Here is a 26593-nt window from a genome sequence, read left to right as displayed (position 1 = left end):
CCCCTCTCCAGCTCGGCGCGCTCGGGGCGCATCGGCAGGGTCAGGACCAATGCCTGCAGGTTGCCAACGAACTCCACCTGTTCCTGGTATTCGCTGGGGTCGACGATCTTGCCCAGCAGTGCGCGATCTGCCATGGCGATGCGGGCAAGGGCGACGGCCCCGCCGGCATCGGCCTGGAACCGCCGCCGGCGAACCTCACCGATCGCCAGCGCCTCGACCACCTGAGCCTCTACGACCTGCGTAACGTCATTGGCCTGGGCGTGGCCGGCACCGACATGCCGGCGTTCGCCGACCAGCTCGACGAACGCCAGCGCTGGGACCTGGCCAGCTATGTGGCCGGCCTGAGCGCCGGCAGTGCGCAGCCGGACAAGGCCCATGCCTACCCGCTGGCGACCCTGGCCACGCAGACTCCGGCCGAAGTCGCCGAGCACGATGGCGAGGCCGCTGCGGAGAGCTTCCGCGCCTTGCGTGCGCATCCGCCGCTGGAGCAGCGCGGTCCTGGGCAATTGATCGACTATACCGCCGCCACCCTGGACAAGAGCTTCGCGGTCTATCGCGAAGGCGACCGCGACCAGGCCTACGACCTGTCGGTGGCGGCCTACCTGGAAGGCTTCGAGCTGGTGGAAAGCTCGCTGGACAACGTCGACGCCGATTTGCGCCGCTCCACCGAGAAGCAGCTGATGGCCTACCGCCAGGCGTTGCGCGATGGCCTCCCGGAAACCCAGGTGGCGCAACAGCTGGAGCTGGCCAAGGGCAAGCTGGCAGAGGCCGCCAAGCAGCTTGGCGGCGACTCGCTGAGTTTCTCCATCAGTTTCGTTTCCGCCCTGTTGATCCTGTTGCGCGAAGGGGTAGAGGCAATCCTGGTGCTTGCCGCCATCCTCGCCTTCCTGCGCAATACCGGGCAGGAAAGCGCCGTGCGTGGCGTGCACGTCGGCTGGGGGCTGGCCTTCGTCGCCGGCTTCGCCACCTGGGCGTTGGCCGCCTATGTGATCGATATCGGCGGTGCCCAGCGCGAGCTGATGGAGGGCTTCACCTCGCTGTTCGCCTGCGTGATGGTGCTCTGGCTCGGCGTCTGGATGCACGACCGCCGCCACGCGGCAGCCTGGCAGGACTACATCCGCAGCAGCCTGGTGGGCGGTGGTGGACGCTTCGGCTTCGCAGTGCTGGCGTTCTTCTCGGTCTACCGCGAGTTGTTCGAGGTCATCCTGTTCTACGAAACCCTCTGGTTGCAGGCCGGACCGGCCGGGCATAATGCCGTGATCGGCGGTGCGGCGACCGCCGTGGTCCTGCTGATCGGCCTAGCCTGGGTGATCCTGCGTGGCTCGGCGAAACTGCCGCTGGGGTTGTTCTTCAGCATCAACGCGGCGTTGCTCTGTGCGCTCTCGGCGGTGTTCGCCGGACATGGCGTCATCGCCTTGCAGGAAGCCGGGGTGATCGGCACCCGTCCGGTGCCGTTCTTCGACTTCGACTGGCTGGGGATCAAGGCTGACGCCTATTCGCTGTCGGCCCAGGCCATGGCGCTGGTGGCCATCGCGCTGCTCTACGGACGTAGCCGGATCGTCGAGCGCCGGCGTGCGGCGGCCAACGCGGCCGACTGAGCGGGTTCGCGCAACCACGACGGCCAGTGCGATACTGGCCGTCGTCATTTCTACGGAAGTCCGTTCATGCGTATCTGGATCGATGCCGACGCCTGCCCCAAGGCGGCCAAGGAACTGGTCTGCAAGTTCGCCCTCAAGCGCAAGCTGGAAGTCTGGATGGTCGCCGGCCAGCCGCAGGTCAAGCCGCCGTTCGCCTGCGTGCGTCTGGTGGTGGTGGAAAGCGGGATGGATGCGGCTGACGATTACCTGGTGGAGCAGGCCGAGCCGGGCGACCTGGCGATCTGCAGCGACGTACCGCTGGCCGATCGGCTGATCAAGAAACAGGTTGCCGCCCTCGATCCTCGCGGCCGCGAGTTCGACGCGCGGAACATGGGCGATAAGCTGGCCATGCGCAACCTGATGGCCGACCTGCGTGACCAGGGGCAGATGGGCGGCGGCCAGGCGCCCTACGCTGAGCGTGACCGCCAGGCGTTCGCCAACGCTCTGGACCGCCTGCTCACCCGCCTGCAGCGGGAAGCCGATCTACGCGCGAGTCAGCCGCACAGATAGGTACCGGTACCGACGGCGACCAGCGTGCCGTCGTCGCTATGCAGTTCCGAGCGCACCACTGCGACCTTGTTGCCCGAGCGAAGCGGCACCGCATGGGCGGTGAACGTCCGGCCGCGTCCCGGGCGCAGGTAGTCGACGCGCAAGTCGATGGTGCCGAGCTTCGACAGCCGCGCCATGCGCTCGTGGCCTGGCAGTTCGCGATGCCGTTCGAGGGCGCCGATCAGGGCCATCGCACCGCCGGTGACGTCGAGCAGGCTGGAGATCACCCCGCCGTGGAGAATGCCCTGGACGAAGTTGCCGATCAGTTCGTCCTTCATCGGCAGGTCGAGGACTACCCGCTCGCGGCCGAGGCTCGCCACGCGGATCCCGAGCATGCGGTTGAAGGGGATGCGCTGGAAGAAATCCGCCACCAGTTGGTGGACGTCGTCAGGCAGGGCGGGGGAGGGCGTTTCGCTCATCGCGGCGTCTCGATTCGATGGTTTCGAGACGCACGCTGGCGTAGCGGCACGGATTTGAAAAGGGCGGCGGCGCGACCGCCCTCGTGCTTGGCCGATCAGGCCTTGTCCTGGTCCACCAGTTCGAGCACCCGGTCGACCAGCTTGTTGATCCCGGAAGCGGCTTCGGCGATCGACTGGGCGAGCATGTAGGCCGGGGTGGTCACCAGCTTGCGCGCGCTGTCTTCGACGATCTCGTCCACCGGCGCGTCGATGTGCTCGGCACCCATCTGCTTCAGCGAGTCGGCGGTGTCGGCGTCGTTGCCGATGGTGCATTGGACGCCGGCGCCGTAGATCTTCGCCGCCATCGCCGGAGCGATGCAGATCAGCCCGACTGGCTTGCCGGCTTCGGCGAAAGCCTTGGCCAGCGCCAGCACGTCCGGCTGCACCTGGCATTGTGCGCCGTTGATGGCAAAGTCGCTGAGGTTCTTCGCAGCGCCGAAGCCACCGGGCACGATCAGCGCGTCGTAGTCCTCGGCGCGGGCTTCGCGCAGGTCCTTGACTTCGCCGCGGGCGATACGCGCGGACTCGACCAGGACATTGCGGCTTTCCGGCATTTCCTCGCCGGTCAGGTGGTTGACCACATGGTGCTGGGCGATGTTCGGCGCGAAGCATTGTGCCTCGGCGCCGCGCTGGCTGAGGCGGAGCAGGGTGATCACGCTTTCGTGGATTTCCGCGCCATCGTAGACGCCACAACCGGAGAGGATGACGGCAACTTTCTTGTGCATGAGGCTTACTCCTTGGGAACGCAGGATCCGGACCGGACGGGCCTGGCCGGGGTCGGTATCGCGCAAGCATAGCGAGCCGCCGGCCCCGGCGGCCAGCCGGAGCGGAGGGTACAAGGAGTTGGAGTGTGCGAAGGGGCCGGCTGTTCAGTCGCGCCGGCGCGGGTTCACTCGGATTTGTCGGCGTTGCCGCCCGCGCCGTTGCCGCGCGGTGTCTTGAAACGCCGCCATAGCCAGAGCAGCAGGCCCAGCACGATCAGGCCGCCGAGGACCATGAGTTCGTATTTCTTGATGTTGCCGAGCATGCCTTCCAGTACGCTGCCGAAATAGTAGGCGGCGGAGCCCAGCGCGGCGGCCCAGACGATGGCGCCGATGCCGTTGAGAAGAAGATAGCGGGCCGGTGGATAGCCGGACAGGCCGATGGCCACCGGCATCACCGTACGCAGGCCGTAGACGAAGCGGAAACTCAGCACCCACAGGTCAGGATGGCGGCGCACATGGTCCAGCGCCTTGTCGCCGAGCTTCTGCCAGCGCGGCTTGCGCGCCAGCAACCGGCGGCCGTGGCGGCGTCCGAGGAAGTACCAGAGTTGGTCACCGGCGTAGCTGCCGAGGAAGGCGGTGAGAATCACGGTATCCAGCTGCATGTAGCCGCGGAAGGCAAGGAACCCGGCCAGCACGAGAATGGTTTCGCCCTCGAAGAAAGTACCGAGAAAAAGGGCGAAATAGCCGAAGTCCTGCAGGAATTGTTGGAGCATCATCGGGGCAGCGAAGCGAAATGAACGCGCAGCCTAACTCGGTTGAGGGCGTGGGGAAAGCGCGATCGTCACGGCCCAGGTCATTGATTGTGCAATGAATGGCCTTTGCCGCTGGCTTTTTGCGATGATTGGCGGTGCGGCAGGATGCCGCGACCTTGAGTCACTGTCGTCGCTTGTTGCCAATCCGTCATAATCAGGGACTATAACTGTCACACTGTGCCCGTTATCTGGGCCCTGGAGTAAACCGTGAGCTTCACTCCCGCCAACCGCGCCTATCCCTACACCCGCCTGCGGCGCAATCGCCGCGATGACTTCTCCCGCCGCCTGGTCCGCGAGAATGTCCTCACCGTCGACGACCTGATCCTGCCGGTGTTCGTCCTCGATGGGGTCAACCAGCGTGAAAGCATTCCGTCGATGCCCGGCGTCGAGCGCCTGTCCATCGACCAGTTGCTGATCGAGGCGGAAGAGTGGGTGGCCCTGGGCATTCCGGCGCTGGCGCTGTTCCCGGTGACCCCGGTGGAGAAGAAGTCCCTGGACGCCGCCGAGGCATACAACCCGGAAGGCATCGCCCAGCGCGCCACCCGCGCCCTGCGCGAGCGCTTTCCGGAGCTGGGCATCATCACCGACGTGGCGCTCGACCCGTTCACCACCCATGGCCAGGACGGCATCCTGGATGACGATGGTTACGTCCTCAACGACGTCAGCATCGACGTGCTGGTACGGCAGGCGCTGTCCCACGCCGAGGCCGGCGCCCAGGTGGTAGCGCCCTCGGACATGATGGACGGTCGCATCGGTGCGATCCGCGAGGCCCTGGAGTCTGCCGGTCACACCAATGTGCGGATCATGGCCTACTCAGCCAAGTACGCCAGCGCCTACTACGGTCCGTTCCGCGATGCGGTCGGCTCGGCTTCGAACCTCGGCAAGGGCAACAAGGCCACCTACCAGATGGATCCGGCGAACAGCGACGAGGCACTTCACGAAGTGGCCGCCGACCTGGCCGAAGGCGCCGACATGGTGATGGTCAAGCCGGGCATGCCCTACCTCGACATCGTGCGTCGGGTGAAGGATGAATTCCGCGCTCCGACCTTTGTCTACCAGGTCAGCGGCGAGTATGCGATGCACATGGGCGCCATCCAGAACGGCTGGCTGGCCGAATCGGTGATCCTCGAATCCCTTACCGCCTTCAAACGTGCCGGCGCCGATGGCATTCTGACCTACTTCGCCAAGCAGGCCGCAGAACAATTAAGACGGGGGCGTTGACCCCCTCGGGAAGATGAATGAATACGCAGCAAGGACTTGATGAGATCGAACGTATCGCCGCCGACGAAACCGTAGTGGCGAACGTGGAAAGCGAAGCAGAAGTGAAGATGGCCGAAACGATCCCGGTGGAAACGCCACCTGCGGTGGTTCCCAGTGTGGATGACAGCAGCCTGTACATTCATCGCGAGCTCTCCCAGTTGCAGTTCAACATCCGCGTGCTGGAACAGGCGCTGGACGAGTCCTACCCGCTCCTGGAGCGGCTGAAGTTCCTCCTCATCTTCTCGAGCAACCTCGACGAGTTCTTCGAGATCCGCATCGCCGGCCTGAAGAAGCAGATCACCTTCGCCCGCGAGCAGGCCGGCGCCGACGGCCTGCTGCCGCACCAGGCCCTGGCGCGGATCAGCGAGCTGGTCCACGAGCAGGTATCGCGGCAGTACCGGATCCTCAACGAGACCCTGTTGCCGGAGCTGGCCAAGCACCAGATCCGCTTCATCCGCCGGCGTCACTGGACGCTGAAGATCAAGACCTGGGTGCGGCGCTTCTTCCGCGACGAGATCGCGCCGATCATCACCCCGATCGGCCTCGACCCGACCCACCCGTTCCCGCTGCTGGTGAACAAGAGCCTCAACTTCATCGTCGAGCTGGAGGGGATGGATGCCTTCGGCCGCGACTCCGGCCTGGCGATCATCCCGGCGCCGCGCCTGCTGCCACGGATCATCAAGCTGCCGGAAGACGTTGGCGGCGAGGGCGACAACTACGTGTTCCTGTCGTCGATGATCCACGCCCACGCCGACGACCTGTTCCCCGGCATGAAGGTGAAGGGCTGCTACCAGTTCCGCCTGACCCGCAACGCCGACCTGTCGGTGGACACCGAGGATGTCGAGGACCTGGCCCGCGCGCTGCGCGGCGAGCTGTTCTCGCGTCGCTACGGGGACGCGGTACGCCTGGAGGTGGTGGATACCTGCCCGCAGAACCTGACCAACTACCTGCTCAAGCAGTTCGGCCTGTCCGAAAGCGAGTTGTACAAGGTCAGCGGCCCGGTCAACCTGACCCGCCTGTTCAGCGTCACCGGCCTGGAAAGCCATCCGGAGCTGCAGTACCCGCCCTTCACCCCGGCGATCCCGCGTCTTTTGCAGAAGAAGGAAAACCTCTTCAACGTCCTCAGCAAGCTCGATGTGTTGCTGATGCACCCGTTCGAATCCTTCACCCCGGTGATCGACCTGCTGCGCCAGGCCGCCAAGGATCCGAACGTGCTGGCGATCAAGCAGACCCTGTACCGCAGCGGTGCCAACTCTGAGATCGTCGACGCCCTGGTCGAGGCGGCACGCAACGGCAAGGAGGTCACCGCGGTGATCGAGCTGCGCGCCCGCTTCGACGAAGAGTCCAACCTGCAACTGGCCAGCCGCCTGCAACAGGCCGGCGCGGTAGTGATCTACGGCGTGGTCGGCTTCAAGACCCACGCCAAGATGATGCTGATCCTCCGTCGCGAGGACGGCGAACTGCGCCGCTACGCGCACCTGGGCACCGGCAACTACCATGCCGGCAACGCTCGCCTGTACACCGACTACAGCCTGCTGACCGCCGACGTGGCGCTCTGCGAGGATCTGCACAAGCTGTTCAACCAACTGATCGGGATGGGCAAGACGCTGCGCATGAAGAAGCTGTTGCATGCGCCGTTCACCCTGAAGAAGAACCTGCTGGAAATGATCAACCGCGAGGCGGCCCAGGCGGCGCTCGGCCAGCCGGCGCACATCATGGCCAAGGTCAACTCGCTGACCGATCCGAAGGTCATCCGCGCCCTGTACAAGGCCAGCCAAGCCGGGGTCAGGATCGACCTGGTGGTGCGTGGCATGTGCTGCCTGCGGCCAGGCATCCCGGGGGTCTCGCACAATATCCACGTGCGCTCGATCATCGGACGCTTCCTCGAGCACAGCCGCATCTACTACTTCCTCAACGGCGGCGACGAGAAGCTCTATCTATCCAGCGCCGACTGGATGGAGCGCAACCTCGACATGCGCGTCGAGACCTGCTTCCCGGTGGAAGGCAAGAAGCTGGTGCAGCGGGTCAAGAAGGAACTGGAAACGTATCTGACCGACAACACCCAGGCCTGGGTGTTGCAGGCCGACGGTAGCTACCAGCGGCTCAGCCCCACCGGTAACCAGAACCCCCGCAATACCCAGGCGACCCTGCTGGAGAAGCTGGCCGCGCCGGTGCTTACCGCACGTTGAGGCTGTAGCCGACCCGCTTGAGCCATTCGGCTTCCTGGGCGAAGTCGGCCTGGGTCAGCGGGTTGGCTTCCAGCCAGCCCTCGGGGAAGGTCACCGAAAGGCTCTTGGGCTCTGCCTTCAGGCGCACCGAGGGCATTTCCTGGGTGCCGCGAATGTGGTGGAAGAGGATCGCGAAGCGCAGCACGATGCACAGGCGCACCAACTTGTCGCCTTCCGCGGCGAACTCCGCCAGCTTATCCGCCGGAATGTTGCGGCGGTGGCCGCGTACCAGTAGCGACAGCATCTGCTGGTCCTGGCGCGAGAAGCCAGCCAGGTCGGAGTGCTCGATCAGGTAGGCGCCGTGCTTGTGGTAGTGGTAATGGGCGATGTCCAGGCCGATCTCGTGGACCCGTGCGCCCCAGCTCAGCAGGTCGCGGTGCAGTTCGTCGTTCAGCTCCCAGGCGTCGCCGACTTCGGCAAGCACCTTGAGGGCCTTGGCCTCCACCCGCGAAGCCTGCTCCGGATCGACGTGGTAGCGCTGCATCAGCGAACTGATGGTGCGTTCGCGCACGTCCTCGTGCTGGTGACGGCCGACCAGGTCGTAGAGAACGCCTTCGCGCAGGGCGCCCTCGGAGTGAACCATCTGCTCCAGTTCCAGCGCGTCGAAGATCGCTTCGAGAATGGCCAGTCCGGCCGGGAAGATGGTCCGGCGGTCCGGCTTGATCCCCTCCAGATCGAGCTTCTCCACGTCGCCGAGCTTGAGCACCTTGCGCTTCAGCCAGGCCAGTCCGTCCGGGCTGATCTCGCCGTTGCCGTGGCCGCCGGCCTTGATCGCCAGCGCCACTGCGCGGATGGTGCCGGAGGCGCCGACCGCCTGTTGCCAGCCGAGGCGCCGCAGGCTGTTCTCGATGCCCATCAGTTCCAGGCGTGCGGCGGTGTACGCCTGGGCGTAGCGGGCCGGGGTGATCTTGCCGTCGCGGAAGTAGCGTTGGGTGTAGCTGACGCAACCCATCTGCAGGCTTTCCCGCAGCTCGGACTCGAAACCCTGGCCGATGATGAACTCGGTGCTGCCGCCGCCGATGTCGCTGACCAGCCGGCGACCGCCGCTGTCGGGCATGCTGTTGGCGACGCCGAGGTAGATCAGGCGGGCTTCCTCGCGGCCGGAGATGACTTCCACGGGATGGCCGAGAACCTCTTCCGCACGACGGATGAAATCGCTGCGGTTGCGCGCCTCGCGCAAGGCGTTGGTCGCGACCACGCGTACGGAACCCTGGGGCATGCCGCTGATGAACTGGGCGAAGCGGCGTAGGCAGTCGAGGCCACGCTGGGTGGCCTCCTCGCTGAGATTGCGCTCCTCGTCGAGGCCGGCGGCCAGTTGGACCTTCTCGCCCAGCCGTTCGAGGATGCGGACTTCGCCGTGGATATTGGCCTTGGCCAGACAGAGGTGGAAACTGTTGGAACCCAGGTCCAGGGCGGCAATCAGCGGGAATGCCTCGGCAGGTTTTTGCGGCATGCTTTGCAAGTCCATTGGAAAACTGCGCCATCCTGCCACGATAGGGCGAGGGTCGCCAATGCGGCAGCCGATCAATCGGGAATCAGCCGACCAACGATAGAGACTCTCAATCGGCTGCGCCTTCCGGCGAGGGTCAAGGCGGGATATGATGGTCGGCACTTTCGCGTTTCAATTCGCGTCCGACTACGGAGAGATTTCATGAGCGAACATATCGTCAACGTTACTGATGCCAGCTTCGAGCAGGACGTGCTGAAGGCCGACGGCCCTGTGCTGGTGGACTACTGGGCCGAGTGGTGCGGTCCGTGCAAGATGATCGCGCCGGTGCTGGACGAAGTCGCCAGGGACTATCAGGGCAAGCTGAAGGTCTGCAAGCTGAACATCGACGAGAACCAGGACACCCCGCCGAAGTACGGCGTGCGTGGCATCCCTACCCTGATGCTGTTCAAGGACGGCAATGTCGAGGCGACCAAGGTCGGCGCACTGTCCAAGTCGCAGCTGGCGGCCTTCCTCGACGCCAATATCTGAGCCGGGCCCAGGCCTCGCTGGAAAGCCCCGCGATTCGCGGGGCTTTTTTTTGCGTTTCTATAGACGCCACGCGGCCACGGTGTTAAATTCGGGTTCGCGACGTTTTTTCCGTCGCCTTCTGCATGCCGTCCCGGACGCACTTCCTACTCGAACTTTCTAGCGCTCCTGTCGCCCCCTTGCGACACGGCTTTCCCAAGCTCGACGCTTTCTCCAATTCCTCTTTCTGCGTACCTATCTCTTTCCTATGAATCTGACCGAACTCAAGCAAAAGCCGATTGCCGAACTGCTGGAAATGTCCGATGCCATGGGCCTGGAAAACATGGCCCGTTCGCGCAAGCAGGACATCATCTTCGCCCTGCTGAAGAAGCACGCGAAAAGTGGTGAAGAGATCTCCGGCGATGGCGTGCTGGAGATTCTTCAGGACGGCTTCGGCTTCCTGCGCTCCGCCGACTCTTCCTACCTGGCCGGCCCCGACGACATCTATGTCTCGCCGAGCCAGATCCGGCGCTTCAACCTGCGCACGGGCGACACCATCATCGGCAAGATCCGGCCGCCGAAAGAGGGCGAACGCTACTTCGCCCTGCTCAAGGTCGACTCGATCAACTTCGATCGTCCGGAGAATGCGAAGAACAAGATTCTCTTCGAGAACCTGACGCCGCTGTTCCCCAACGAGCGGATGAAGATGGAAGCCGGCAACGGCTCCACCGAAGACCTGACCGGCCGCGTCATCGACCTCTGCGCGCCGATCGGCAAGGGCCAGCGCGGCCTGATCGTGGCGCCGCCGAAGGCGGGCAAGACCATCATGCTGCAGAACATCGCCAGCAACATCACCCGCAACAACCCCGAATGCCACCTGATCGTCCTGCTGATCGACGAGCGCCCTGAGGAAGTGACCGAAATGCAGCGCACCGTGCGCGGCGAAGTGGTCGCCTCGACCTTTGACGAACCGCCGACCCGTCACGTACAGGTCGCCGAGATGGTGATCGAGAAGGCCAAGCGCCTGGTCGAGCACAAGAAGGACGTGGTCATCCTGCTCGACTCCATCACCCGTCTGGCGCGGGCCTACAACACCGTGATCCCCAGCTCCGGCAAGGTGCTCACCGGCGGTGTCGACGCCCATGCCCTGGAGAAGCCGAAGCGCTTCTTCGGCGCCGCGCGGAACATCGAAGAGGGCGGTTCTCTTACGATTCTCGCCACGGCGTTGGTGGAAACCGGCTCGAAGATGGACGAGGTGATCTACGAGGAATTCAAGGGTACCGGCAACATGGAACTCCCATTGGATCGCAAGATCGCCGAGAAGCGCGTGTTCCCGGCCATCAACATCAACCGTTCGGGTACCCGCCGCGAAGAGCTGCTGACCAGCGAGGACGAGCTCCAGCGCATGTGGATCCTGCGCAAGATCCTGCACCCGATGGACGAGATCTCCGCGATCGAATTCCTCATCGACAAGCTCAAGCAGACCAAGACCAACGATGAGTTCTTCGATTCGATGAAACGAAAGTAGTCTTCGAGAGTACCAAACAAAGGCGCTCCGGTTGACCGGGGCGCCTTTTGCATATCTGGAGGGACGTGGATGTCGAGCCTGGCCTATCGAAGGGACATCGATGGTTTGCGAGCGTTGGCCATTCTGCCGGTGGTGTTCTACCACCTTGGCTTGGGGGGCATCACCGGCGGCTATGTGGGCGTCGATGTTTTCCTGGTCATTTCCGGCTACCTGATCACTTCGATCATCCGGCGCGAGCAGCAGGCCGGACGTTTCAGCTTCGTCGACTTCTGGGCGCGCCGGGCACGCCGCATTCTCCCCGCGCTGTTCGTGATGATGGCGGCGAGCCTGGTGATCGGCTGGTTCCTCATGGCGCCGCGCGACTACGAAGAGTTAGGGCGTTCGGTTCGCTACCAGACGATGTTCGCCTCGAACATCCTGTTCTGGAAGCAGGATGGCTATTTCGACGCCGCGTCCGAATTCAAGCCGCTATTGCATACCTGGTCGTTGTCGGTGGAAGAGCAGTTCTACATTCTCTTCCCGCTACTGCTGGCCGCGGTCTCCGGGCGTCTGCTGCGCTGGCGGCTCGCCATCCTCCTCGCGGTCCTGGCGCTATCGCTGGCGGCCAGCGTCTGGGCGGTGAACCAGCGACCTGGCAGTGCATTCTTCCTCCTGCCGATGCGCGCCTGGGAACTCCTGGCGGGTGCCGCGCTGGCATTGCTGCCGGGCGCTAGCCGCGGTCATTCGCAGTGGTCCCTGCAACTGGCGGCCACCCTCGGGATAGCGGCGATTCTCCTGCCGGTGTTCTTCTACGACAGCGACACTCCTTTCCCCGGCCTCGCGGCGCTGCCGGCGGTGCTTGGCACCGCCCTGCTGATCTGGGCCAACGGCGCCGGCGACACCTGGGTTCGCCGCCTGCTGGGCTGGCAACCGCTGGTCTGGTTCGGTCTGATCTCCTATTCGCTGTACCTCTGGCACTGGCCGCTGTACGTCTTCGTCCAGTACCACGCACTGGAAACCCTGGGCCTGCCGGCACGCCTGGGGTTGCTGGCGGCGAGCATCGGCCTGGCGGCACTGTCGCTGTACTACGTCGAGGCACCGTTCCGCGAGCGCAAGCTGTTCGCCGGGCGCCGGCAGATGCTTGGCGCGGCGCTGTGCAGCTTGCTGCTGCTGGGAGTCGTCGGCCAGTTGGTGCGGCATTACGACGGCGTGCCGTCGCGTCTTTCCGAGGAAGCCTTGCGTTATGCCAAGGCGTCCAAATGGCGCGATGGGCAGACCGACTGCATGTTCGACAAGAAGGCGCTCAGTCAGGAAAGCATCTGCCGCTTCCCGGCGGAACTGGCTGCCGAACGACCGCTGCTGGTCAGTTGGGGCGACAGCCATTCCGCGGCGTTGAGCCCGCTGCTGCGCGAACTGGCTGCCAGTCGCCGACTGCCGATCTGGCAGGCTTCGCTGGCGGGCTGTCCGCCGTTGCTGGGGATGTTGGAAAAGGACAATTGCCTGCGTTTCAATCAGCAGATGCTCGAGTTCGTCGAACAGCAGCGGCCGGGCGGGGTGATCCTCGCCGGGCGCTGGGACATGTATGTCTACGGCGACTCGCAGGACGGCACCCGCAACATTCTCCGCGAGCCGGACGACACGCCGGACAGCTCGATCGCCGAGGCGCTGCTGCGGCAACGCCTGAGCGGGATGATCGAAAGGCTGAACGCGGCCGACGTACATGTCTGGCTGGTCAAGGACGTACCGCTGCTGCCATTCAAGGCACCGGCGCGGCTGGTGCGGCTGAGTCTGAGCGGGGAGGATGTCGGGCGCGCACGTTTTCCCTTCGCTGAGCACACTGCGCGCGTCGCCTACGTGAATGCGCTGTTCGATGCGCTGGCCGAAGGCAACCCGCGGGTGAGCGTGATCGACCCCTCCAGCGTGCTCTGCGATGGCCTGGATTGTTTCGCCGAACGTGATGGCTGGTCGCTGTACATGGATAACAACCACCTTTCGACCCAGGGGGCTCATGAACTCGGGCCTTTGTTCGAGCCGATGCTACAGAGCCTCGACGACTCGCGGATCGCCAGCCAGCAGTGACCGAATGCCGCGTTTGCCTGCTGCCGGATGGGCCGGGAGCAGGTAGGATGTGGGGTCTTGCAGTGAATGGTTAGGCCAATGACGTTCAAGGATCTCCGCGATTTCATCGCCCAGCTGGAGCAGCGCGGTGCGTTGAAGCGCATCCAGGTGCCGATTTCCCCCGTGCTCGAGATGACCGAGGTGTGCGACCGCACGTTGCGCGCCAAGGGCCCGGCATTGCTGTTCGAAAAGCCGACCGGCTTCGACATGCCGGTACTCGGCAACCTGTTCGGTACGCCGGAGCGCGTGGCGCTGGGCATGGGCGCCGAGGACGTCGGCGCGCTGCGCGAGATCGGCAAGTTGCTGGCGCAACTCAAGGAGCCCGAGCCGCCGAAGGGCCTCAAGGACGCCTGGGCCAAGCTGCCGATGTACAGGAAGGTCCTGTCCATGGCGCCGAAGGTGCTCAAGGACGCCCCCTGCCAGGAAGTGGTCGAGGAGGGCGAGGACGTCGACCTCGGCCGGCTACCGGTCCAGACCTGCTGGCCGGGCGATGTCGGGCCGCTGATCACCTGGGGCCTGACCGTTACCCGCGGGCCGAACAAGGAACGGCAGAACCTGGGCATCTACCGCCAGCAGGTGATCGGCCGCAACAAGGTGATCATGCGCTGGCTCAGCCATCGCGGCGGCGCACTGGACTACCGCGAGTGGTGCCAGAAGCATCCGGGCCAGCCCTATCCGGTAGCCGTGGCGCTGGGCGCCGATCCGGCGACCATCCTCGGTGCGGTGACGCCGGTGCCGGACACCCTTTCCGAATACGCTTTCGCCGGCCTGTTGCGCGGGCATCGTACCGAGCTGGTCAAGTGTCGCGGTAGCGACTTGCAGGTGCCGGCCAGCGCCGAGATCGTCCTCGAAGGGGTGATCCACCCCGGCGAGATGGCCGACGAAGGTCCCTATGGCGATCACACCGGCTACTACAACGAGGTCGATCGCTTCCCGGTGTTCACCGTCGAGCGCGTCACCCGCCGGCAGAAACCGATCTACCACAGCACCTACACCGGGCGTCCGCCGGACGAGCCGGCGATCCTCGGGGTGGCACTGAACGAAGTGTTCGTGCCGATCCTGCAGAAGCAGTTCCCGGAAATCGTCGATTTCTACCTGCCGCCGGAAGGTTGTTCCTACCGGATGGCGGTGGTGACCATGAAGAAGCAGTACCCAGGGCACGCCAAGCGCGTGATGCTCGGGGTCTGGTCGTTCCTGCGGCAGTTCATGTACACCAAGTTCGTCATCGTCACCGACGATGACATCGATGCGCGCGACTGGAACGATGTGATCTGGGCCATCACCACGCGGATGGACCCCAAGCGCGACACGGTGATGATCGACAACACGCCCATCGACTACCTCGACTTCGCCTCGCCGGTCTCCGGCCTCGGCTCGAAGATGGGGCTTGATGCCACCCACAAGTGGCCGGGCGAGACCAGCCGCGAATGGGGGCGCGCCATCGTCAAGGACGAAGCGGTGACACGGCGCATCGACGCGCTCTGGTCGAGCCTCGGGATCGACTGATGCGTATCGTCCTGCAACCGTCCGGCGCCTGCCTCGAGCTGCTGCCGGGGGAACGCATCCTCGATGGCGCCCGGCGGCTTGGCTACGACTGTCCGCAGAGCTGCCGCAACGGCAACTGCCATATCTGCGCGGCGCTGCTGGTGGAGGGGCGGGTACGCCAGAACGGCGAGGTACGCGATCATGGCGAACTCTTCACCTGCCTCGCCGAGCCGCTGGAAGACTGCGTGCTGCATTGGGACGGGGTGCTGGCGCCGGGTGAACTGCCTCTGCGCAAGCTGACCTGCCAGTTGAGCTTCTGCGAAGAGGTCGGCGGCGACGTCTACCGGGTCGGCCTGCGCGCGCCGGCCGGCAAGCCGCCACGCTATCACGCCGGGCAGTACCTGTTGCTGGAGCGTGACGGCGGCGACAGCGCGGCGTTTTCCCTGGCCTCCGCGCCGCATGCGGGACGCGACCTTGAGTTGCACATCCTGGCCAAGGAAGACAGTGCCGTCGCGCTGATCGCGCAGTTGCAGCGCGAGCGCCTGGCACGGATCCAGCTGCCGTTCGGCGACGCGCACCTGGCGGAACTGCCCGACGGTCCGCTGGTGCTGATCGCTGCGGGAACCGGCATGTCGCAGATGCACAGCCTGATCGAGCACTGCCGCGCCGCCGGCTTCGCCCATCCTGTACATCTCTACTGGGGCGTTCGGCGTCCGGAGGATTTCTACCGACTGCCGCACTGGACGGAGTGGGAAGGCCTGCCGAACCTGTTCCTGCACCGGGTGGTCAGCGACCTCTGTGGCTGGGAGGGGCGTTGCGGCTTGCTGCACGAGGCGGTGCGCGAGGATTTCGCCGACCTGTCGAGCCTGCATGTATACGCCAGCGGCTCGCCGGCGATGGTCTACGCGACCCTGGATGCCCTGGTCGAAGCAGGGATGGACGCGCACCAGATGCGCGCCGACGTGTTCGCCTACGCGCCGCGGGACTGAACGCGGCTCCGGCCTGGCGCCGGAGCCGCCGCGTCATCAGCCGGCTTGCTGCGGCGCGGCCTGGACCGCGGGTTTGCGCAGGGTCAGGCAGAGGAACAGGATGGCCAGCAGGCAGGCGCCGATCAGCAGCTTGAAGCCACCGTCCCAGCCGAAGTGGTCCACCGTGTAGCCGACCAGGGCGTTGGCTGCCACCGAGCCGCCGAGGTAGCCGAACAGACCGGTGAAGCCGGCGGCGGTGCCGGCCGCTTTCTTCGGCGCCAGCTCCAGGGCCTGCAAGCCGATCAGCATCACCGGGCCGTAGATCAGGAAGCCGATCATGATCAGCGCGGCCATGTCGATCGCCGGGTTGCCGGCCGGGTTCAGCCAGTAGATCAGGGTGCCGACGGTCACCAGGATCATGAACACCACGCCGGTGGCGCCGCGATTGCCCTTGAACAGCTTGTCCGACAGCCAGCCGCAGAGCAGGGTGCCGGGAATCCCCGCCCATTCGTAGAAGAAGTACGCCCAGGACGACTTGTCGACGTTGAAGTGCTTGGCCTCCTTGAGGTAGGTCGGCGCCCAGTCGAGCACACCGTAGCGCAGCAGGTAGACGAACACGTTGGCCAGGGCGATGTACCAGAGCAGCTTGTTGCGCAGCACGTAGGTGACGAAGATCTCCTTGGTCGACAGCTCGCGCTCGTGGTGTTCGTCGTAGCCTTCGGGGTAGTCGTCCTTGTGCTTCTCGATCGGCGGCAGGCCGCAGGATTGCGGGGTGTCGCGCATGGCGAAATAGGCGAACACGGCTACGCCCACGGCGACGATGGCCGGCACGTAGAAGGCCGAGCGCCAGTCGCCGAACAGCGCCAGGCCGAGCAGGAACAGCGGGCCGATCAGGCCGCCGCCGACATTGTGGGCGACGTTCCACACCGAGACCACGCTGCCGCGCTCCTTCTGCGACCACCAGTGGACCATGGTCCGTCCGCTCGGCGGCCAGCCCATGCCTTGGGCCCAGCCGTTGATGAAGAGCAGGACGAACATGATGGCGACGCTGGAGGTAGCCCAGTGCGCGAATCCGAAAATGAACATCACCGCCGCCGACACCAACAGGCCGAACGGCAGGAAGACCCGTGGGTTGGAACGGTCCGAGACCAGGCCCATGATGAATTTCGACAGGCCGTAGGCGATGGCGATGGCCGACATCGCGACGCCCAGCTGGCCGCGACTGTAGCCGTCCTCGATGAGGTAGGGCATGGCCAGGGAGAAGTTCTTGCGCAGCAGGTAGTAACCCGCGTAGCCGATGAAGATACCGGCGAAGATCTGCCAGCGCAGGCGCCGGTAGGTGCTGTCCACCTCGGCATCGGGCAGTGGCGCCTGGTGTGGCGCGGGACGAAAGATTCCGAACATCGCGAGCTCCGCTTGTTGTTGTGTCGCGCCTTTTTACGCGGTTGCGAACACTACATTTTTCGTAAATGAAAAAATAGCGGAAATGTTACAGGTTGAGTGCATTGGTCGGAAATAAGAAAGCCCCGGTCGGAAACCGGGGCCTTCATAGGGGAAAAACATCTGACAGCGTGGGCCTCGGCCGGTGTATCGCTCCGGCCCGCCATGCCTTTCTCCGCAGGGGCGGGAGGCAATACTCGCCGCCTTCGTGGCTCAGCGAACCTCCACCACCACCTTGCCGACCGCCTTGCGCTGGCCGAGGGCGTCGATGGCGTCACCGGCCCGTTCCAGCGGGAAGCGCTGCGACACCAGCGGTTTCAGCTTGCCTTCGGCGTGCCAGGCGAACAGCTGGCGGAAGTTGTCAGCGTTGTCCTGCGGCTGGCGTTGGGCGAACGATCCCCAGAACACGCCGACCAGCGAGGCGCCCTTGAGCAGGGTCAGGTTGGCCGGCAGCGAAGGGATGCTGCCGCTGGCGAAGCCGACCACCAGCATCCGTCCGTTCCAGGCGATGCTGCGGAAGGCCTCCTCGAACAGTTCGCCGCCCACCGGATCGTAGATCACATCGACGCCCTGGCCGCCGGTCAAGGCCTTGAGCTGCTCGCGCAGGCTACCTTCGCTGTAGTTGATCAGTTCGTCGGCGCCGGCGGCCTTGGCCACGGCGAGCTTGTCGGGGGTACTGGCGGCAGCGATCACCCGGGCGCCCATGGCCTTGCCGATCTCCACGGCAGCCAGCCCGACCCCGCCGGAAGCGCCGAGTACCAGCAGGGTCTCGCCGGGTTGCAGGTTGGCGCGCTGTTTCAGGGCGTGCATCGAGGTGCCGTAGGTCATGCCGAAGGCGGCGGCGCTGGCGAAGTCCATGCCTTCGGGTATCGGCATCACGTTATAGCCGGGCACCTTGACCTGCTCGGCGAAGCTGCCCCAGCCGGTCAGGGCCATGACCCGGTCGCCGGGCCTGACGTGGGCGACCTTTTCGCCGACCGCGGCGACCACTCCGGCCGCCTCGCCGCCCGGGGAGAAGGGGAAGGGCGGCTTGAACTGGTACTTGCCCTCGATGATCAGGGTGTCGGGGAAGTTGACCCCGGCGGCGTGCACATCGAGGAGGATTTCGTTCTTCGCCGGGCTCGGGCTGGCGATTTCTTCCAGGACCAGGCTGCTGGCCGGGCCGAAGGCTTTGCAGAGGACGGCTTTCATCGGGGACGCTCCAGTTTGCGGTCCGGCCAGTGTAGGAGGGAGACGCCGGGGGTCAATCAGCATCGCCGCAACTGATGGTTGTCCATAAACCCCGGGCTTGGGCCCGGCCGAGAGTCTGGCTATGCTTGCCGGCATTCGTCGAGGAGATGCGCCCGTGAGAACCCCCATTGCCCTGTCGCTGGCCCTGTGCCTGAGTCTGTTCCCGTCGTTCGCCTCGGCCGAGGAGGCCGCGCCGGAAGGCGAGGGCGCGAACAAGCCGGTCTACGTCGACCTGACCCCGGCGCTGGTCGGCAACTACGGCAGCGGGCCGCGCCTGCAGTACTACAAGGCCGACATCGCCCTGCAGGTGGCCGACAAGGACGCGGCGACCAAGGTCGAGCATCACGAGCCCTTGATCCGCAACCAGTTGATCATGCTGTTCGCCCAGCAGACCGACCAGAGCCTGGGTACGGTCGAGGCCAAGGAAAGCCTGCGCCAGGAGGCGCTGAAGCAGGTCCAGCAGACCCTCGAGCAGGAAGAGGGCAAGCCGCTGGTGACCGACCTGCTGTTCAACAACCTCATCGTCCAGCCCTGAGGTCAACTATCCGTTCTGTCCCGCGCTCCCGGATGCGAGGCACCGGGGATTCTGCTTTCCTGTGAGGTTCGGTCGGGCGCGTCTGACGTGCATCAACACCCGCGCGCCGCCCTGGAGGGACAATCGAGCCAGTGAAGTCCGCGGCGGCCGCGCTTTCCAGCGTGAGCGCCATCGCCGCGGCCTGGCCGGACGTGCGAGGAGAAGGGATGAAACAGGAAAGCAAACGGTGGCTGAGCCGTGCCTTGATCGTGGCGGCGCTGCTCGGCGTAGGCGTGCTGGTCTGGCAGGTATCGCGACCGACCGGCCTGGGCGAGGGATTCGCCAGCGGCAACGGACGCATCGAGGCCACCGAGGTGGACGTGGCGGCCAAGCTTCCCGGGCGGGTCGCCGAGATCAAGGTCGACGAGGGCGACTTCGTCAAGGCCGGCGAAATCGTCGCGCGGATGGATACCCAGGTGCTCGAGGCGCAGTTGGCCCAGGCCCAGGCCCAGGTGCGCCAGGCGGAGAACGCCAAGCTCACCGCGACCTCGCTGGTGGCCCAGCGCGAGAGCGAGAAGAGCACCGCCCAGGCCGTGGTGGCGCAGCGCCAGGCCGAACTGACAGCGGCGCAGAAGCGCTTCACCCGTACCGAGGCGCTGGTCAAGCGCAATGCCCTGCCGCAACAGCAACTCGATGACGATCGGGCGACCCTGCAGAGCGCCCAGGCGGCGTTGTCCGCGGCACGCTCGCAAGTGATTTCGGCGCAGGCGGCGATCGAGGCCGGGCGTTCCCAGGTAATCGAGGCGCAGTCGGCCATCGAGGCGGCCAAGGCCAGCGTCGCCCGGCTCCAGGCGGATATCGACGACAGCCTGCTCAAGGCGCCGCGCAACGGCCGCGTGCAGTACCGCGTGGCACAGCCGGGGGAAGTGCTGCCGGCCGGTGGCAAGCTGCTCAACATGGTCGACCTGGCCGACGTCTACATGACTTTCTTCCTGCCATCCATGCAGGCCGGCAGGGTCGGACTGGGCCAGGAAGTGCGCTTGGTGATCGACGCGGTGCCGGACTACGTGATCCCGGCCAAGGTTTCCTATGTCGCCAGCGTCGCCCAGTTCACCCCGAAAACGGTGGAAACCGCCAACGAGCGGGAGAAGCTGATGTTCCGGGTCAAGGCGCGGCTCGATCCGGCGCTGCTGGAAAAATACATCACCTACGTCAAGACCGGCGTGCCCGGAATGGCCTACCTGCGACTGGACCCTGAGGTCGAGTGGCCGGCCAACCTGCAGATCAAGGTTCCGCAATGACCGCTGGCGGGAGCGGCGTGGCGAGCCTCCGGGGCGTTTCGCTGCGCTACGGCGAGACGCGCGCGGTGGACGATGTCAGCCTGGATATCCCGGCCAACCGCATGGTCGGCCTGATCGGTCCGGACGGGGTCGGCAAGTCCAGCCTGCTGGCGCTGTTGGCCGGCGCACGGAAGATGCAGGATGGCGAGATCCGCGTGCTCGATGGCGACATGCGCGACCGCCGCCACCGCCGGGCGGTCTGCCCGCGCATCGCCTACATGCCCCAGGGGTTGGGCAAGAACCTCTACCCGACGCTCTCGGTGTTCGAGAACGTCGACTTCTTCGGTCGGCTGTTCGGCCACGACAAGGCCGAGCGCGAGCGGCGCATCGCCGATCTGCTGCAAAGCACCGGGTTGGCGCCGTTCGCCGAGCGTCCTGCGGGCAAGCTGTCCGGCGGCATGAAGCAGAAGCTCGGGCTGTGCTGCGCGCTGATCCACGATCCCGACCTGCTGATCCTCGACGAGCCGACCACCGGCGTCGACCCGCTGTCGCGCAACCAGTTCTGGGAGCTGATCGGCCGTATCCGCGCGGGCCGCGAAGGCATGAGCGTGCTGGTCGCCACCGCCTACATGGAGGAAGCCGAGCGCTTCGACTGGCTGGTGGCGATGGACGATGGAAAGGTCCTGGCCACCGGTACGCCGCAGGAGTTGCGCGAGCGTACCGGGACGCAGAGCCTCGAGTCGGCGTTCATCGCCCTGCTGCCGGAAAGCAAGCGCGCCGGCCACCATCGATTGGTGATCCCGCCGCGACCGCAGAGCGAAGGCGCGCCGCGGATCGCCATCGAGGCCGAGGGCCTGACCTGTCGTTTCGGCGACTTCGTCGCGGTCGATCACGTCAGTTTCCGTATCGAGCGTGGGGAAATCTTCGGCTTCCTCGGCTCCAACGGCTGCGGCAAGTCCACCACCATGAAGATGCTCACCGGCCTGCTGCCGGCCAGCGAAGGCACGTGCGCGCTGTTCGGCCAGGCGGTGGACGCCAGCGACATGGCGACCCGTCGCCGGGTCGGCTACATGTCCCAGGCCTTCTCCCTGTATGCCGAGCTGAGCGTGCGGCAGAACCTGGTGCTGCACGCCCGGCTGTTCCACCTGCCGGCGGATGGTATCCCGGCACGGGTCGGCGAAATGCTCCGGCGCTTCGACCTGGAGAAGGTGGCCGACGAGCTGCCCGACGACCTGCCGCTGGGCATCCGCCAGCGTCTGTCGCTGGCGGTGGCGGTGATCCACAAGCCGGAGATCCTGATCCTCGACGAGCCCACTTCGGGGGTCGATCCGGTGGCTCGCGACGGCTTCTGGGAACTGATGGTCGAGCTGTCGCGCCGCGACGGGGTGACCATCTTCATTTCCACCCACTTCATGAACGAGGCCCAGCGCTGCGATCGCATCTCGCTGATGCATGCCGGCAAGGTACTGGCCAGCGATACTCCCGATGAGCTGGTGCGCCAGCGGGGCCTGCCGACCCTGGAAGCGACCTTCATCGCGTACCTGGAAGAAGCCGCCGGTGCCGCCGCGCCAGCGCAACCGGCCGAGGCGCCGGCCGTCGCGGAGCAGCCCGGCGATGGCCAGGGGCGCCAGGCGCAACGCCAACGCTTCAGCCCCCTGCGGCTGTTCAGCTATGCGCGCCGCGAAGCCATGGAACTGCGCCGCGACCCGATCCGCCTGACCCTGGCCCTGCTCGGCACCGCGCTGCTGATGTTCATCATCGGCTACGGCATCAACATGGACGTCGAGGACCTCTCCTGGGCGGTCCTCGACCGTGACCAGACCACCACCAGCCAGGCCTACGCGCTGAACATCGCCGGCTCGCGCTATTTCGTCGAACATGCGCCGATCACCGACCCGGACGACCTCGACCGGCGCCTGCGCAGCGGCGAGCTGAGCCTGGCGGTGGAGATCCCGCCGAACTTCGGGCGCGATCTCAAGCGTGGCTCCGATCCGGCCATCGGCGTGTGGATCGACGGAGCGATGCCGACCCGTGCCAACACCGTGCTCGGCTACGTGCAGGGCCTGCACACCAGCTACCTGGCGGACCTCTCGCGGCAGGTGGGTGGGGCCGAGGCCAGCGCGGCGGCCAGCACCGAGGTGCGCTATCGCTACAACCCCGACGTGGAAAGCCTGAAGGCGATGGTGCCGGCGGTGATCCCGCTGCTGCTGATCATGATCCCGGCCATGCTCACCGCCCTCGGCGTGGTGCGCGAAAAGGAACTGGGCTCGATCACCAACCTCTATGTCACCCCGGTGACGCGCCTGGAGTTCCTGGTCGGCAAGCAGTTGCCTTACGTCGCCATGGGCATGATCAACTTCCTGCTGATGCTGGTCCTGGCCATCGTGGTATTTCGCGTGCCGCTCAAGGGCAGCTTCCTGGCGTTGACCATCGGCGCTTTCCTCTATGTGGTCACCAGCACCGGCCTCGGGCTGTTCCTCTCGACGTTCATGCGCAGCCAGATCGCCGCTGTATTCGGCGTGGCGATCGCCACCATGATCCCGGCGATCCAGTTCTCCGGGCTGATCCACCCGGTGTCCTCGCTGGAAGGCGCGGCGGCCTGGATCGGCAAGCTCTATCCGACCTCGCATTTCCTGGTGGTCAGCCGCGGCGCCTTTTCCAAATCGCTGGGCCTGCCCCATCTCTGGGCCTACTACCTGCCGCTTGCCGCTTCCATCGTGGTGCTGACCCTGCTCAGCGTGGCCTGCCTGAAGAAGCAGGAGGACTGAGCGATGCGCAGCCTGGCCAACATCTTCAACCTGGGCATCAAGGAGTTCCGCAGCCTCGGCCGCGACTACGCGATGCTGGCACTGATCGTCTGGGCCTTCACCCTGGGCGTCTACAGTTCCGCTACCGGTATTCCGGAAACCTTGCATCACGCGCCGATCGCGGTGGTCGACGAGGACCGCTCGCAACTCTCGTCGCGTATCGTCAATGCCTTCCAGCCCCCGTACTTCCGGCCGCCGGAAATGATCGGGCATGCCGAGATGGATCGCGGCATGGACGTCGGCCTGTATACCTTCACCCTCGATATCCCGCCGGACTTCCAGCGCGACGTGCTGGCCGGGCGCAAGCCCTCGATCCAGGTCAACGTCGACGCGACCCAGACCGGGCAGGCGTTCTCCGGCGCGGGCTACATCCAGAACATCGTCGCCACCGAGGTGCGCGAGTTCGTCAGCCGCTACCGCGCGGAGCCGAGCATGCCGGCGCAGATCGAGGTGCGCATGGAGTTCAACCCGAACCTGACCCAGGCCTGGTTCGGCGGGGTGATGGAAGTGATCAACCAGATCACCATGCTGTCGATCATCCTCACCGGCGCCGCGCTGATCCGCGAGCGCGAGCACGGCACCGTCGAGCACCTGCTGGTGATGCCGCTGTCGGCCTTCGAGATCATGATGGCCAAGGTCTGGTCGATGGGGCTGGTGGTGCTGGTGGCGGCGGGGCTCTCGTTGCAGTGGGTGGTGCGTGGCTGGCTGGACGTGCCGATCAGCGGCTCGGTGGGGCTGTTCCTGCTCGGCGCCGGATTGCATCTGTTCGCCACCACCTCCATGGGCATATTCCTCGGCACGGTGGCGCGCTCGATGCCGCAGCTCGGGCTGCTGACCATCCTCGTGCTGTTGCCGCTGAACATCCTTTCGGGCGGCAGCACGCCACGGGAAAGCATGCCGGAACTGGTGCAGAACATCATGCTGGCGGCTCCGACCACGCATTTCGTCAGCCTGGCCCAGGCGATCCTGTTCCGCGGCGCCGGTTTCGACATCGTCTGGCCGCAGTTCGCCGGCATCGTGGCGATCGGTTCGGCGTTCTTCTTCGGCGCGCTCTGGCGTTTCCGCCGGACCATCTCGCAGATGGCCTGAGCGATGGCTTCAGCGTTTCGCCAGCGGCAGGATCGCCTGCCATTCCTCGGCGCTGACCGGCATCACCGAGAGACGGCTGCCCTTCTGCACCAGGGCGAGGTTGGCCAGGGCGTCCTGCGCCTTCAGCCGAGCCAGTGGAACGACCTCGGCGAAGGCTTCGACGAAGCTGACGTCGCGGGCGCTCCAGGGATTCTTCTCGGCGCTGGCCTTGGGGTCGTGGTAAGGGCTGGCGGGATCCAGGGCCGTGGGATCGGGATAGGCTTCGCCCTCGATGCGGGCGATACCGGCGATGCCGGGCTGCGGGCAACTGGAGTGGTAGAAGAAGAACAGGTCGCCGGGGTTCATGCTGCGGATGAAGTTGCGCGCCTGGTAGTTGCGCACGCCATCCCAGCGGGCGGTTCCGAGGCGCTGCAGGTCGCGGATCGAGAGTTCGTCCGGCTCGGATTTCATCAGCCAGTAGGCAGGCATGAACTTTGCTCCTCTTTCGTAGATGTACGTAGGAAACGTCTGCGCGTGACCACCGGTCGCCAGTGTAATTGCGTATGACTTCAGCTTATCGGAAAATGCCGTTTTTCAGCGGGGCAGGGTGCTCAGGCGATAAGATAATCGCAAGGACCGGCCTCGAAAATTGCCTGGAAGGGGGAGGCAATCGATGAAGCGCAAGCCAGACTTGCTGTGGGTTTTGGTCATCATCTTCGGACTTGGGGTCGTCACCACCGGTTATACCCAGAGCCTCTGGGAACGACAGGCCAGTACGCCCGCCCAGGTGACGCAACAGCCGTAAGACTCGCCGGGTATCGCATGGAACGCGGTACCCAGGGTTCTCCCTCCTTCCTAGCGTTTCCCTGCCACGTACCAGCCCGCATCGGTCACCGTTCCCGCCAGGGGAATGTCCCAGCTGGCCAGCGCCAGTCGATCCACCTTCTGACATTCATGGGCCAGGCCGATCAGCGTCGGTTTGTGACCATTTTTGCGCCTCGCCAGGTAGGCCAGGCTGCGGTCGTAGAAGCCGCCGCCCATGCCCAGGCGCCCGCCCTGTTCGTCGAACCCCACCAGCGGCAGCAGTACCAGGTCCAGCGCCCAGGCCTTGCGCTGGCGGCCGGCGTCGGCCAGCGGTTCGCTGATGCGGAAGCGGTTGCGGGTCCAGCGTTCGCCGCTGCCGACCCGCTGGAACACCATGCGCGTCCGCGGCCAGGGCGCCAGCACCGGCAGGTAGGTGGCCTTGCCGCGCTTCTGCGCCGCACGCAGCAGCGGACGCGGGTCGATCTCGCCGTCGTTGGGCAGGTACAGGGCGATATGGCGGGCACGGCGAAAAAGGGGATGCTGCGCCAGTTGTCGATAGAGGGCGCGGGCGGCGAGGCGTTGCTGCAGGGGGGAGAGCGCGCGGCGCGCCTGGCGGAGCTTGCGGCGCAGGGCCGGGCGGCTGAGGTCTTGCGATTCGATCATGTGGAAAGGTAGCTCCCCGGTCGTGCCGCTGTCGGGTTAGCCCTTGAACCCGAAAGTTCAAGGTGGCGGTTGCAGTAGACCTTAAGGCTTTCCGTCGTGCGGACATGCACACCGGTCCAACTGGCAACCTCCGTTGTTGCAGTTATCGGCTCAGGGACATCACCGACTGGCCAACACACCAGGGAGCGGAGGCCAGTATACCCGAATTGGCCGTGCCCGGGTCAGGCTTCGCCGGCATCGGCCGGATTCGCCAGGGCGCGGTCGACGCGATCGAGCAGTTCGCGCACGCGCTCGCGGGTCGAACTGCTTTCCTGGTCCAGGCGCTCCTTGCGGTGCAGCAGGTCGTGGGTGATGTTGAGGGCGGCCATCACGGCAACCCGGTCGGCGCCGATGACTTTGCCGCTGGAGCGGATCTCGCGCATCTTGCCGTCCAGGTAACGGGCGGCGCTTTCCAGGTTGGCGCGCTCGTCGTCCGGGCAATTGATGCAGTATTCCTTGTCGAGAATCTGCACGGTGAGGGTATTCGACTGGCTCATGTGTCCTGCTCCAAGGCTTTCAGACGCAAAATCATCGCTTCGACCTTGTGTCTCGCCATTTCGTTCTTTTCGATCAGATGAGCGCGCTCTTCGCGCCAGGACTTTTCGTTCGCCCGCAGCAGCCGGTTCTCCGCCTTGAGCTGTTCCAGCTTCTGGAGCAGCTGGTCGAACTTGGCCGTCAACAATTGCAGATCGGCGTCTTCCATGGGCTCTCGCTTGGGAATTGGGGTGATTGGACAACTATATAGGATCGTCCCCGGTCGGGGCCAATGCCCCGGCCGGGCCGGCGCGCCGGCAACCGGTCGCATGGTCTTGCCGGGGCGGGCGGTGCTAGGATAACCATCTTCATTTCACGTGTAGCGCCCCAATGGCGCCCAGCCGTCAGGGTCCCGAGATGTCCACTCAGAATTCCGCCTACAGCGCCTTTTCCTCCCTTCTCGCCGAGGCGGCCATGCCGGTCTCGCCGGCCGAACTGCACGGCCATCTGCTGGGTCGGGTCTGCGCCGGCGCCGGCTTCGACGAGGCCGCCTGGCAACACGCTGCCGCCGAACTGCTCGGCGGCGCGCCGGGC

At 65.4% G+C, this 26593-nt stretch carries 24 protein-coding genes and 1 other RNA gene; 14 read left to right on the top strand and 11 right to left on the bottom strand.

The window, feature by feature from the left end; translation table 11 throughout:
• Positions 1 to 1598: cytochrome c/FTR1 family iron permease (locus FFS27_RS07355; protein ID WP_256659440.1), on the top strand; the 1598-nt coding region annotated here is incomplete at its 5' end.
• Between the two features lie 66 nt (positions 1599 to 1664).
• Complete coding sequence (locus FFS27_RS07350; protein WP_003136094.1) at positions 1665 to 2147, top strand: YaiI/YqxD family protein; 483 nt, start codon at positions 1665 to 1667, stop codon at positions 2145 to 2147.
• Here the strand turns inward: FFS27_RS07350 and FFS27_RS07345 are convergent.
• The 3 genes from FFS27_RS07345 to FFS27_RS07335 all read right to left on the bottom strand — a co-directional run bounded on the left by FFS27_RS07345 (position 2132) and on the right by FFS27_RS07335 (position 4124).
• Complete coding sequence (locus tag FFS27_RS07345) at positions 2132 to 2605, bottom strand: thioesterase family protein (protein WP_003096359.1); 474 nt, start codon at positions 2603 to 2605, stop codon at positions 2132 to 2134. The two genes, FFS27_RS07350 and FFS27_RS07345, sit on opposite strands and share 16 nt — an antisense overlap.
• 95 nt (positions 2606 to 2700) lie before the next feature.
• Positions 2701 to 3369, bottom strand: coding sequence for an isoprenoid biosynthesis glyoxalase ElbB (gene elbB / locus FFS27_RS07340; RefSeq protein WP_003096356.1), 669 nt, complete (start codon positions 3367 to 3369; stop codon positions 2701 to 2703).
• Positions 3370 to 3533: 164 nt separating this feature from the next.
• Positions 3534 to 4124, bottom strand: coding sequence for a DedA family protein (locus FFS27_RS07335; protein ID WP_003096354.1), 591 nt, complete (start codon positions 4122 to 4124; stop codon positions 3534 to 3536).
• 243 nt (positions 4125 to 4367) lie between these two features.
• Here FFS27_RS07335 and hemB point away from each other — a divergent pair, with 243 nt between their 5' ends.
• Positions 4368 to 5381 carry a porphobilinogen synthase gene (gene hemB, locus FFS27_RS07330; RefSeq protein ID WP_003096352.1) on the top strand — a complete coding sequence of 338 codons (1014 nt, stop codon included), beginning with the start codon at positions 4368 to 4370 and terminating at the stop codon, positions 5379 to 5381.
• A 17-nt stretch (positions 5382 to 5398) separates the two neighbouring features.
• Positions 5399 to 7609, top strand: coding sequence for a polyphosphate kinase 1 (gene ppk1 / locus FFS27_RS07325; protein WP_003096343.1), 2211 nt, complete (start codon positions 5399 to 5401; stop codon positions 7607 to 7609).
• On the opposite strand, the gene ppx is transcribed toward ppk1, so the two are convergent.
• The gene (gene ppx / locus FFS27_RS07320; protein ID WP_003099207.1) at positions 7596 to 9101 is read right to left on the bottom strand and encodes an exopolyphosphatase; all 1506 of its coding nucleotides are present in this window, start codon (positions 9099 to 9101) and stop codon (positions 7596 to 7598) included. The two genes, ppk1 and ppx, sit on opposite strands and share 14 nt — an antisense overlap.
• Positions 9102 to 9299: 198 nt before the next feature.
• On the opposite strand from ppx, the gene trxA reads away from it, so the two are divergent.
• The 5 genes from trxA (at position 9300) to FFS27_RS07295 (ending at position 15701) form a co-directional block, all read left to right on the top strand.
• Positions 9300 to 9626, top strand: a complete 327-nt coding sequence (trxA, locus tag FFS27_RS07315) for a thioredoxin TrxA (RefSeq protein ID WP_003096336.1) — start codon at positions 9300 to 9302, stop codon at positions 9624 to 9626.
• Positions 9627 to 9870: 244 nt separating this feature from the next.
• Positions 9871 to 11130 (top strand): transcription termination factor Rho, encoded by a 1260-nt coding sequence (gene rho / locus FFS27_RS07310; RefSeq protein WP_003096334.1) that lies wholly within the window; start codon positions 9871 to 9873, stop codon positions 11128 to 11130.
• 69 nt (positions 11131 to 11199) lie between these two features.
• Positions 11200 to 13188, top strand: coding sequence for an acyltransferase family protein (locus FFS27_RS07305; RefSeq protein WP_023101713.1), 1989 nt, complete (start codon positions 11200 to 11202; stop codon positions 13186 to 13188).
• Positions 13189 to 13266: 78 nt separating this feature from the next.
• Complete coding sequence (ubiD, locus tag FFS27_RS07300; protein ID WP_003096332.1) at positions 13267 to 14733, top strand: 4-hydroxy-3-polyprenylbenzoate decarboxylase; 1467 nt, start codon at positions 13267 to 13269, stop codon at positions 14731 to 14733.
• Entirely contained in the window at positions 14733 to 15701 is a 969-nt protein-coding gene (locus tag FFS27_RS07295) for a CDP-6-deoxy-delta-3,4-glucoseen reductase (RefSeq protein ID WP_003096331.1), read from the top strand. The genes ubiD and FFS27_RS07295 overlap by 1 nt, the downstream gene beginning before the upstream one ends.
• A 36-nt stretch (positions 15702 to 15737) precedes the next feature.
• On the opposite strand, the gene glpT is transcribed toward FFS27_RS07295, so the two are convergent.
• The gene (gene glpT / locus FFS27_RS07290; RefSeq protein ID WP_003096330.1) at positions 15738 to 17084 is read right to left on the bottom strand and encodes a glycerol-3-phosphate transporter; all 1347 of its coding nucleotides are present in this window, start codon (positions 17082 to 17084) and stop codon (positions 15738 to 15740) included.
• Positions 17085 to 17333: 249 nt separating this feature from the next.
• Positions 17334 to 18311 (bottom strand): NADPH:quinone oxidoreductase family protein, encoded by a 978-nt coding sequence (locus tag FFS27_RS07285; protein ID WP_003096329.1) that lies wholly within the window; start codon positions 18309 to 18311, stop codon positions 17334 to 17336.
• 154 nt (positions 18312 to 18465) lie between these two features.
• Here FFS27_RS07285 and FFS27_RS07280 point away from each other — a divergent pair, with 154 nt between their 5' ends.
• From FFS27_RS07280 to FFS27_RS07265, 4 genes are all read left to right on the top strand, one after another.
• Entirely contained in the window at positions 18466 to 18885 is a 420-nt protein-coding gene (locus FFS27_RS07280) for a flagellar basal body-associated protein FliL (protein ID WP_003096328.1), read from the top strand.
• Positions 18886 to 19091: 206 nt separating this feature from the next.
• Positions 19092 to 20165: an HlyD family secretion protein gene (locus FFS27_RS07275; RefSeq protein ID WP_003099200.1), complete on the top strand. Its 1074-nt coding sequence runs from the start codon at positions 19092 to 19094 to the stop codon at positions 20163 to 20165.
• Complete coding sequence (rbbA, locus tag FFS27_RS07270; protein ID WP_023101712.1) at positions 20162 to 22912, top strand: ribosome-associated ATPase/putative transporter RbbA; 2751 nt, start codon at positions 20162 to 20164, stop codon at positions 22910 to 22912. Before FFS27_RS07275 ends, rbbA begins: the two co-directional genes overlap by 4 nt.
• A gap of 3 nt (positions 22913 to 22915) precedes the next feature.
• A complete protein-coding gene (locus tag FFS27_RS07265) occupies positions 22916 to 24040 on the top strand; it encodes an ABC transporter permease (protein ID WP_003110669.1) in 1125 nt (374 codons plus the stop codon).
• A 9-nt stretch (positions 24041 to 24049) separates the two neighbouring features.
• Here FFS27_RS07265 and FFS27_RS07260 read toward each other — a convergent pair whose 3' ends face one another.
• From FFS27_RS07260 to FFS27_RS07240, 5 genes are all read right to left on the bottom strand, one after another.
• Positions 24050 to 24508 (bottom strand): EVE domain-containing protein, encoded by a 459-nt coding sequence (locus FFS27_RS07260; protein ID WP_003096326.1) that lies wholly within the window; start codon positions 24506 to 24508, stop codon positions 24050 to 24052.
• A 366-nt stretch (positions 24509 to 24874) separates the two neighbouring features.
• Positions 24875 to 25486, bottom strand: coding sequence for a 5-formyltetrahydrofolate cyclo-ligase (locus FFS27_RS07255; RefSeq protein WP_003096321.1), 612 nt, complete (start codon positions 25484 to 25486; stop codon positions 24875 to 24877).
• Positions 25487 to 25495: 9 nt separating this feature from the next.
• A non-coding RNA gene (ssrS, locus tag FFS27_RS07250) (6S RNA) lies at positions 25496 to 25674 on the bottom strand.
• A gap of 33 nt (positions 25675 to 25707) precedes the next feature.
• A complete protein-coding gene (locus FFS27_RS07245) occupies positions 25708 to 26022 on the bottom strand; it encodes a cell division protein ZapA (RefSeq protein WP_003096316.1) in 315 nt (104 codons plus the stop codon).
• Positions 26019 to 26228 carry a TIGR02449 family protein gene (locus tag FFS27_RS07240; protein ID WP_003096314.1) on the bottom strand — a complete coding sequence of 70 codons (210 nt, stop codon included), beginning with the start codon at positions 26226 to 26228 and terminating at the stop codon, positions 26019 to 26021. Before FFS27_RS07240 ends, FFS27_RS07245 begins: the two co-directional genes overlap by 4 nt.
• 188 nt (positions 26229 to 26416) lie before the next feature.
• Here FFS27_RS07240 and FFS27_RS07235 point away from each other — a divergent pair.
• The coding region (locus FFS27_RS07235) for a UPF0149 family protein (protein ID WP_137951959.1) at positions 26417 to 26593 on the top strand (177 nt) is incomplete at its 3' end.

The sequence above is a fragment of the Pseudomonas sp. 2VD genome (assembly GCF_005503585.1).
Lineage (GTDB): Bacteria > Pseudomonadota > Gammaproteobacteria > Pseudomonadales > Pseudomonadaceae > Pseudomonas > Pseudomonas aeruginosa.
The sequence above is the reverse complement of the archived record's forward strand: the minus strand, read 5'-3'. Positions and strand labels throughout refer to the sequence as shown.

What these genes read in the sequence shown, in the direction of transcription:
- FFS27_RS07350 (WP_003136094.1), top strand. Translation starts at nt 1,665, where the DNA reads ATGCGTATCTGGATCGATGCCGACGCCTGCCCCAAGGCGGCCAAGGAA.
- FFS27_RS07345 (WP_003096359.1), bottom strand. Translation starts at nt 2,605, where the DNA reads ATGAGCGAAACGCCCTCCCCCGCCCTGCCTGACGACGTCCACCAACTG.
- elbB (WP_003096356.1), bottom strand. Translation starts at nt 3,369, where the DNA reads ATGCACAAGAAAGTTGCCGTCATCCTCTCCGGTTGTGGCGTCTACGAT.
- FFS27_RS07335 (WP_003096354.1), bottom strand. Translation starts at nt 4,124, where the DNA reads ATGATGCTCCAACAATTCCTGCAGGACTTCGGCTATTTCGCCCTTTTT.
- ppk1 (WP_003096343.1), top strand. Translation starts at nt 5,399, where the DNA reads ATGAATACGCAGCAAGGACTTGATGAGATCGAACGTATCGCCGCCGAC.
- ppx (WP_003099207.1), bottom strand. Translation starts at nt 9,101, where the DNA reads ATGCCGCAAAAACCTGCCGAGGCATTCCCGCTGATTGCCGCCCTGGAC.
- trxA (WP_003096336.1), top strand. Translation starts at nt 9,300, where the DNA reads ATGAGCGAACATATCGTCAACGTTACTGATGCCAGCTTCGAGCAGGAC.
- rho (WP_003096334.1), top strand. Translation starts at nt 9,871, where the DNA reads ATGAATCTGACCGAACTCAAGCAAAAGCCGATTGCCGAACTGCTGGAA.
- FFS27_RS07305 (WP_023101713.1), top strand. Translation starts at nt 11,200, where the DNA reads ATGTCGAGCCTGGCCTATCGAAGGGACATCGATGGTTTGCGAGCGTTG.
- ubiD (WP_003096332.1), top strand. Translation starts at nt 13,267, where the DNA reads ATGACGTTCAAGGATCTCCGCGATTTCATCGCCCAGCTGGAGCAGCGC.
- FFS27_RS07295 (WP_003096331.1), top strand. Translation starts at nt 14,733, where the DNA reads ATGCGTATCGTCCTGCAACCGTCCGGCGCCTGCCTCGAGCTGCTGCCG.
- glpT (WP_003096330.1), bottom strand. Translation starts at nt 17,084, where the DNA reads ATGTTCGGAATCTTTCGTCCCGCGCCACACCAGGCGCCACTGCCCGAT.
- FFS27_RS07285 (WP_003096329.1), bottom strand. Translation starts at nt 18,311, where the DNA reads ATGAAAGCCGTCCTCTGCAAAGCCTTCGGCCCGGCCAGCAGCCTGGTC.
- FFS27_RS07275 (WP_003099200.1), top strand. Translation starts at nt 19,092, where the DNA reads ATGAAACAGGAAAGCAAACGGTGGCTGAGCCGTGCCTTGATCGTGGCG.
- rbbA (WP_023101712.1), top strand. Translation starts at nt 20,162, where the DNA reads ATGACCGCTGGCGGGAGCGGCGTGGCGAGCCTCCGGGGCGTTTCGCTG.
- FFS27_RS07265 (WP_003110669.1), top strand. Translation starts at nt 22,916, where the DNA reads ATGCGCAGCCTGGCCAACATCTTCAACCTGGGCATCAAGGAGTTCCGC.
- FFS27_RS07260 (WP_003096326.1), bottom strand. Translation starts at nt 24,508, where the DNA reads ATGCCTGCCTACTGGCTGATGAAATCCGAGCCGGACGAACTCTCGATC.
- FFS27_RS07255 (WP_003096321.1), bottom strand. Translation starts at nt 25,486, where the DNA reads ATGATCGAATCGCAAGACCTCAGCCGCCCGGCCCTGCGCCGCAAGCTC.
- FFS27_RS07245 (WP_003096316.1), bottom strand. Translation starts at nt 26,022, where the DNA reads ATGAGCCAGTCGAATACCCTCACCGTGCAGATTCTCGACAAGGAATAC.
- FFS27_RS07240 (WP_003096314.1), bottom strand. Translation starts at nt 26,228, where the DNA reads ATGGAAGACGCCGATCTGCAATTGTTGACGGCCAAGTTCGACCAGCTG.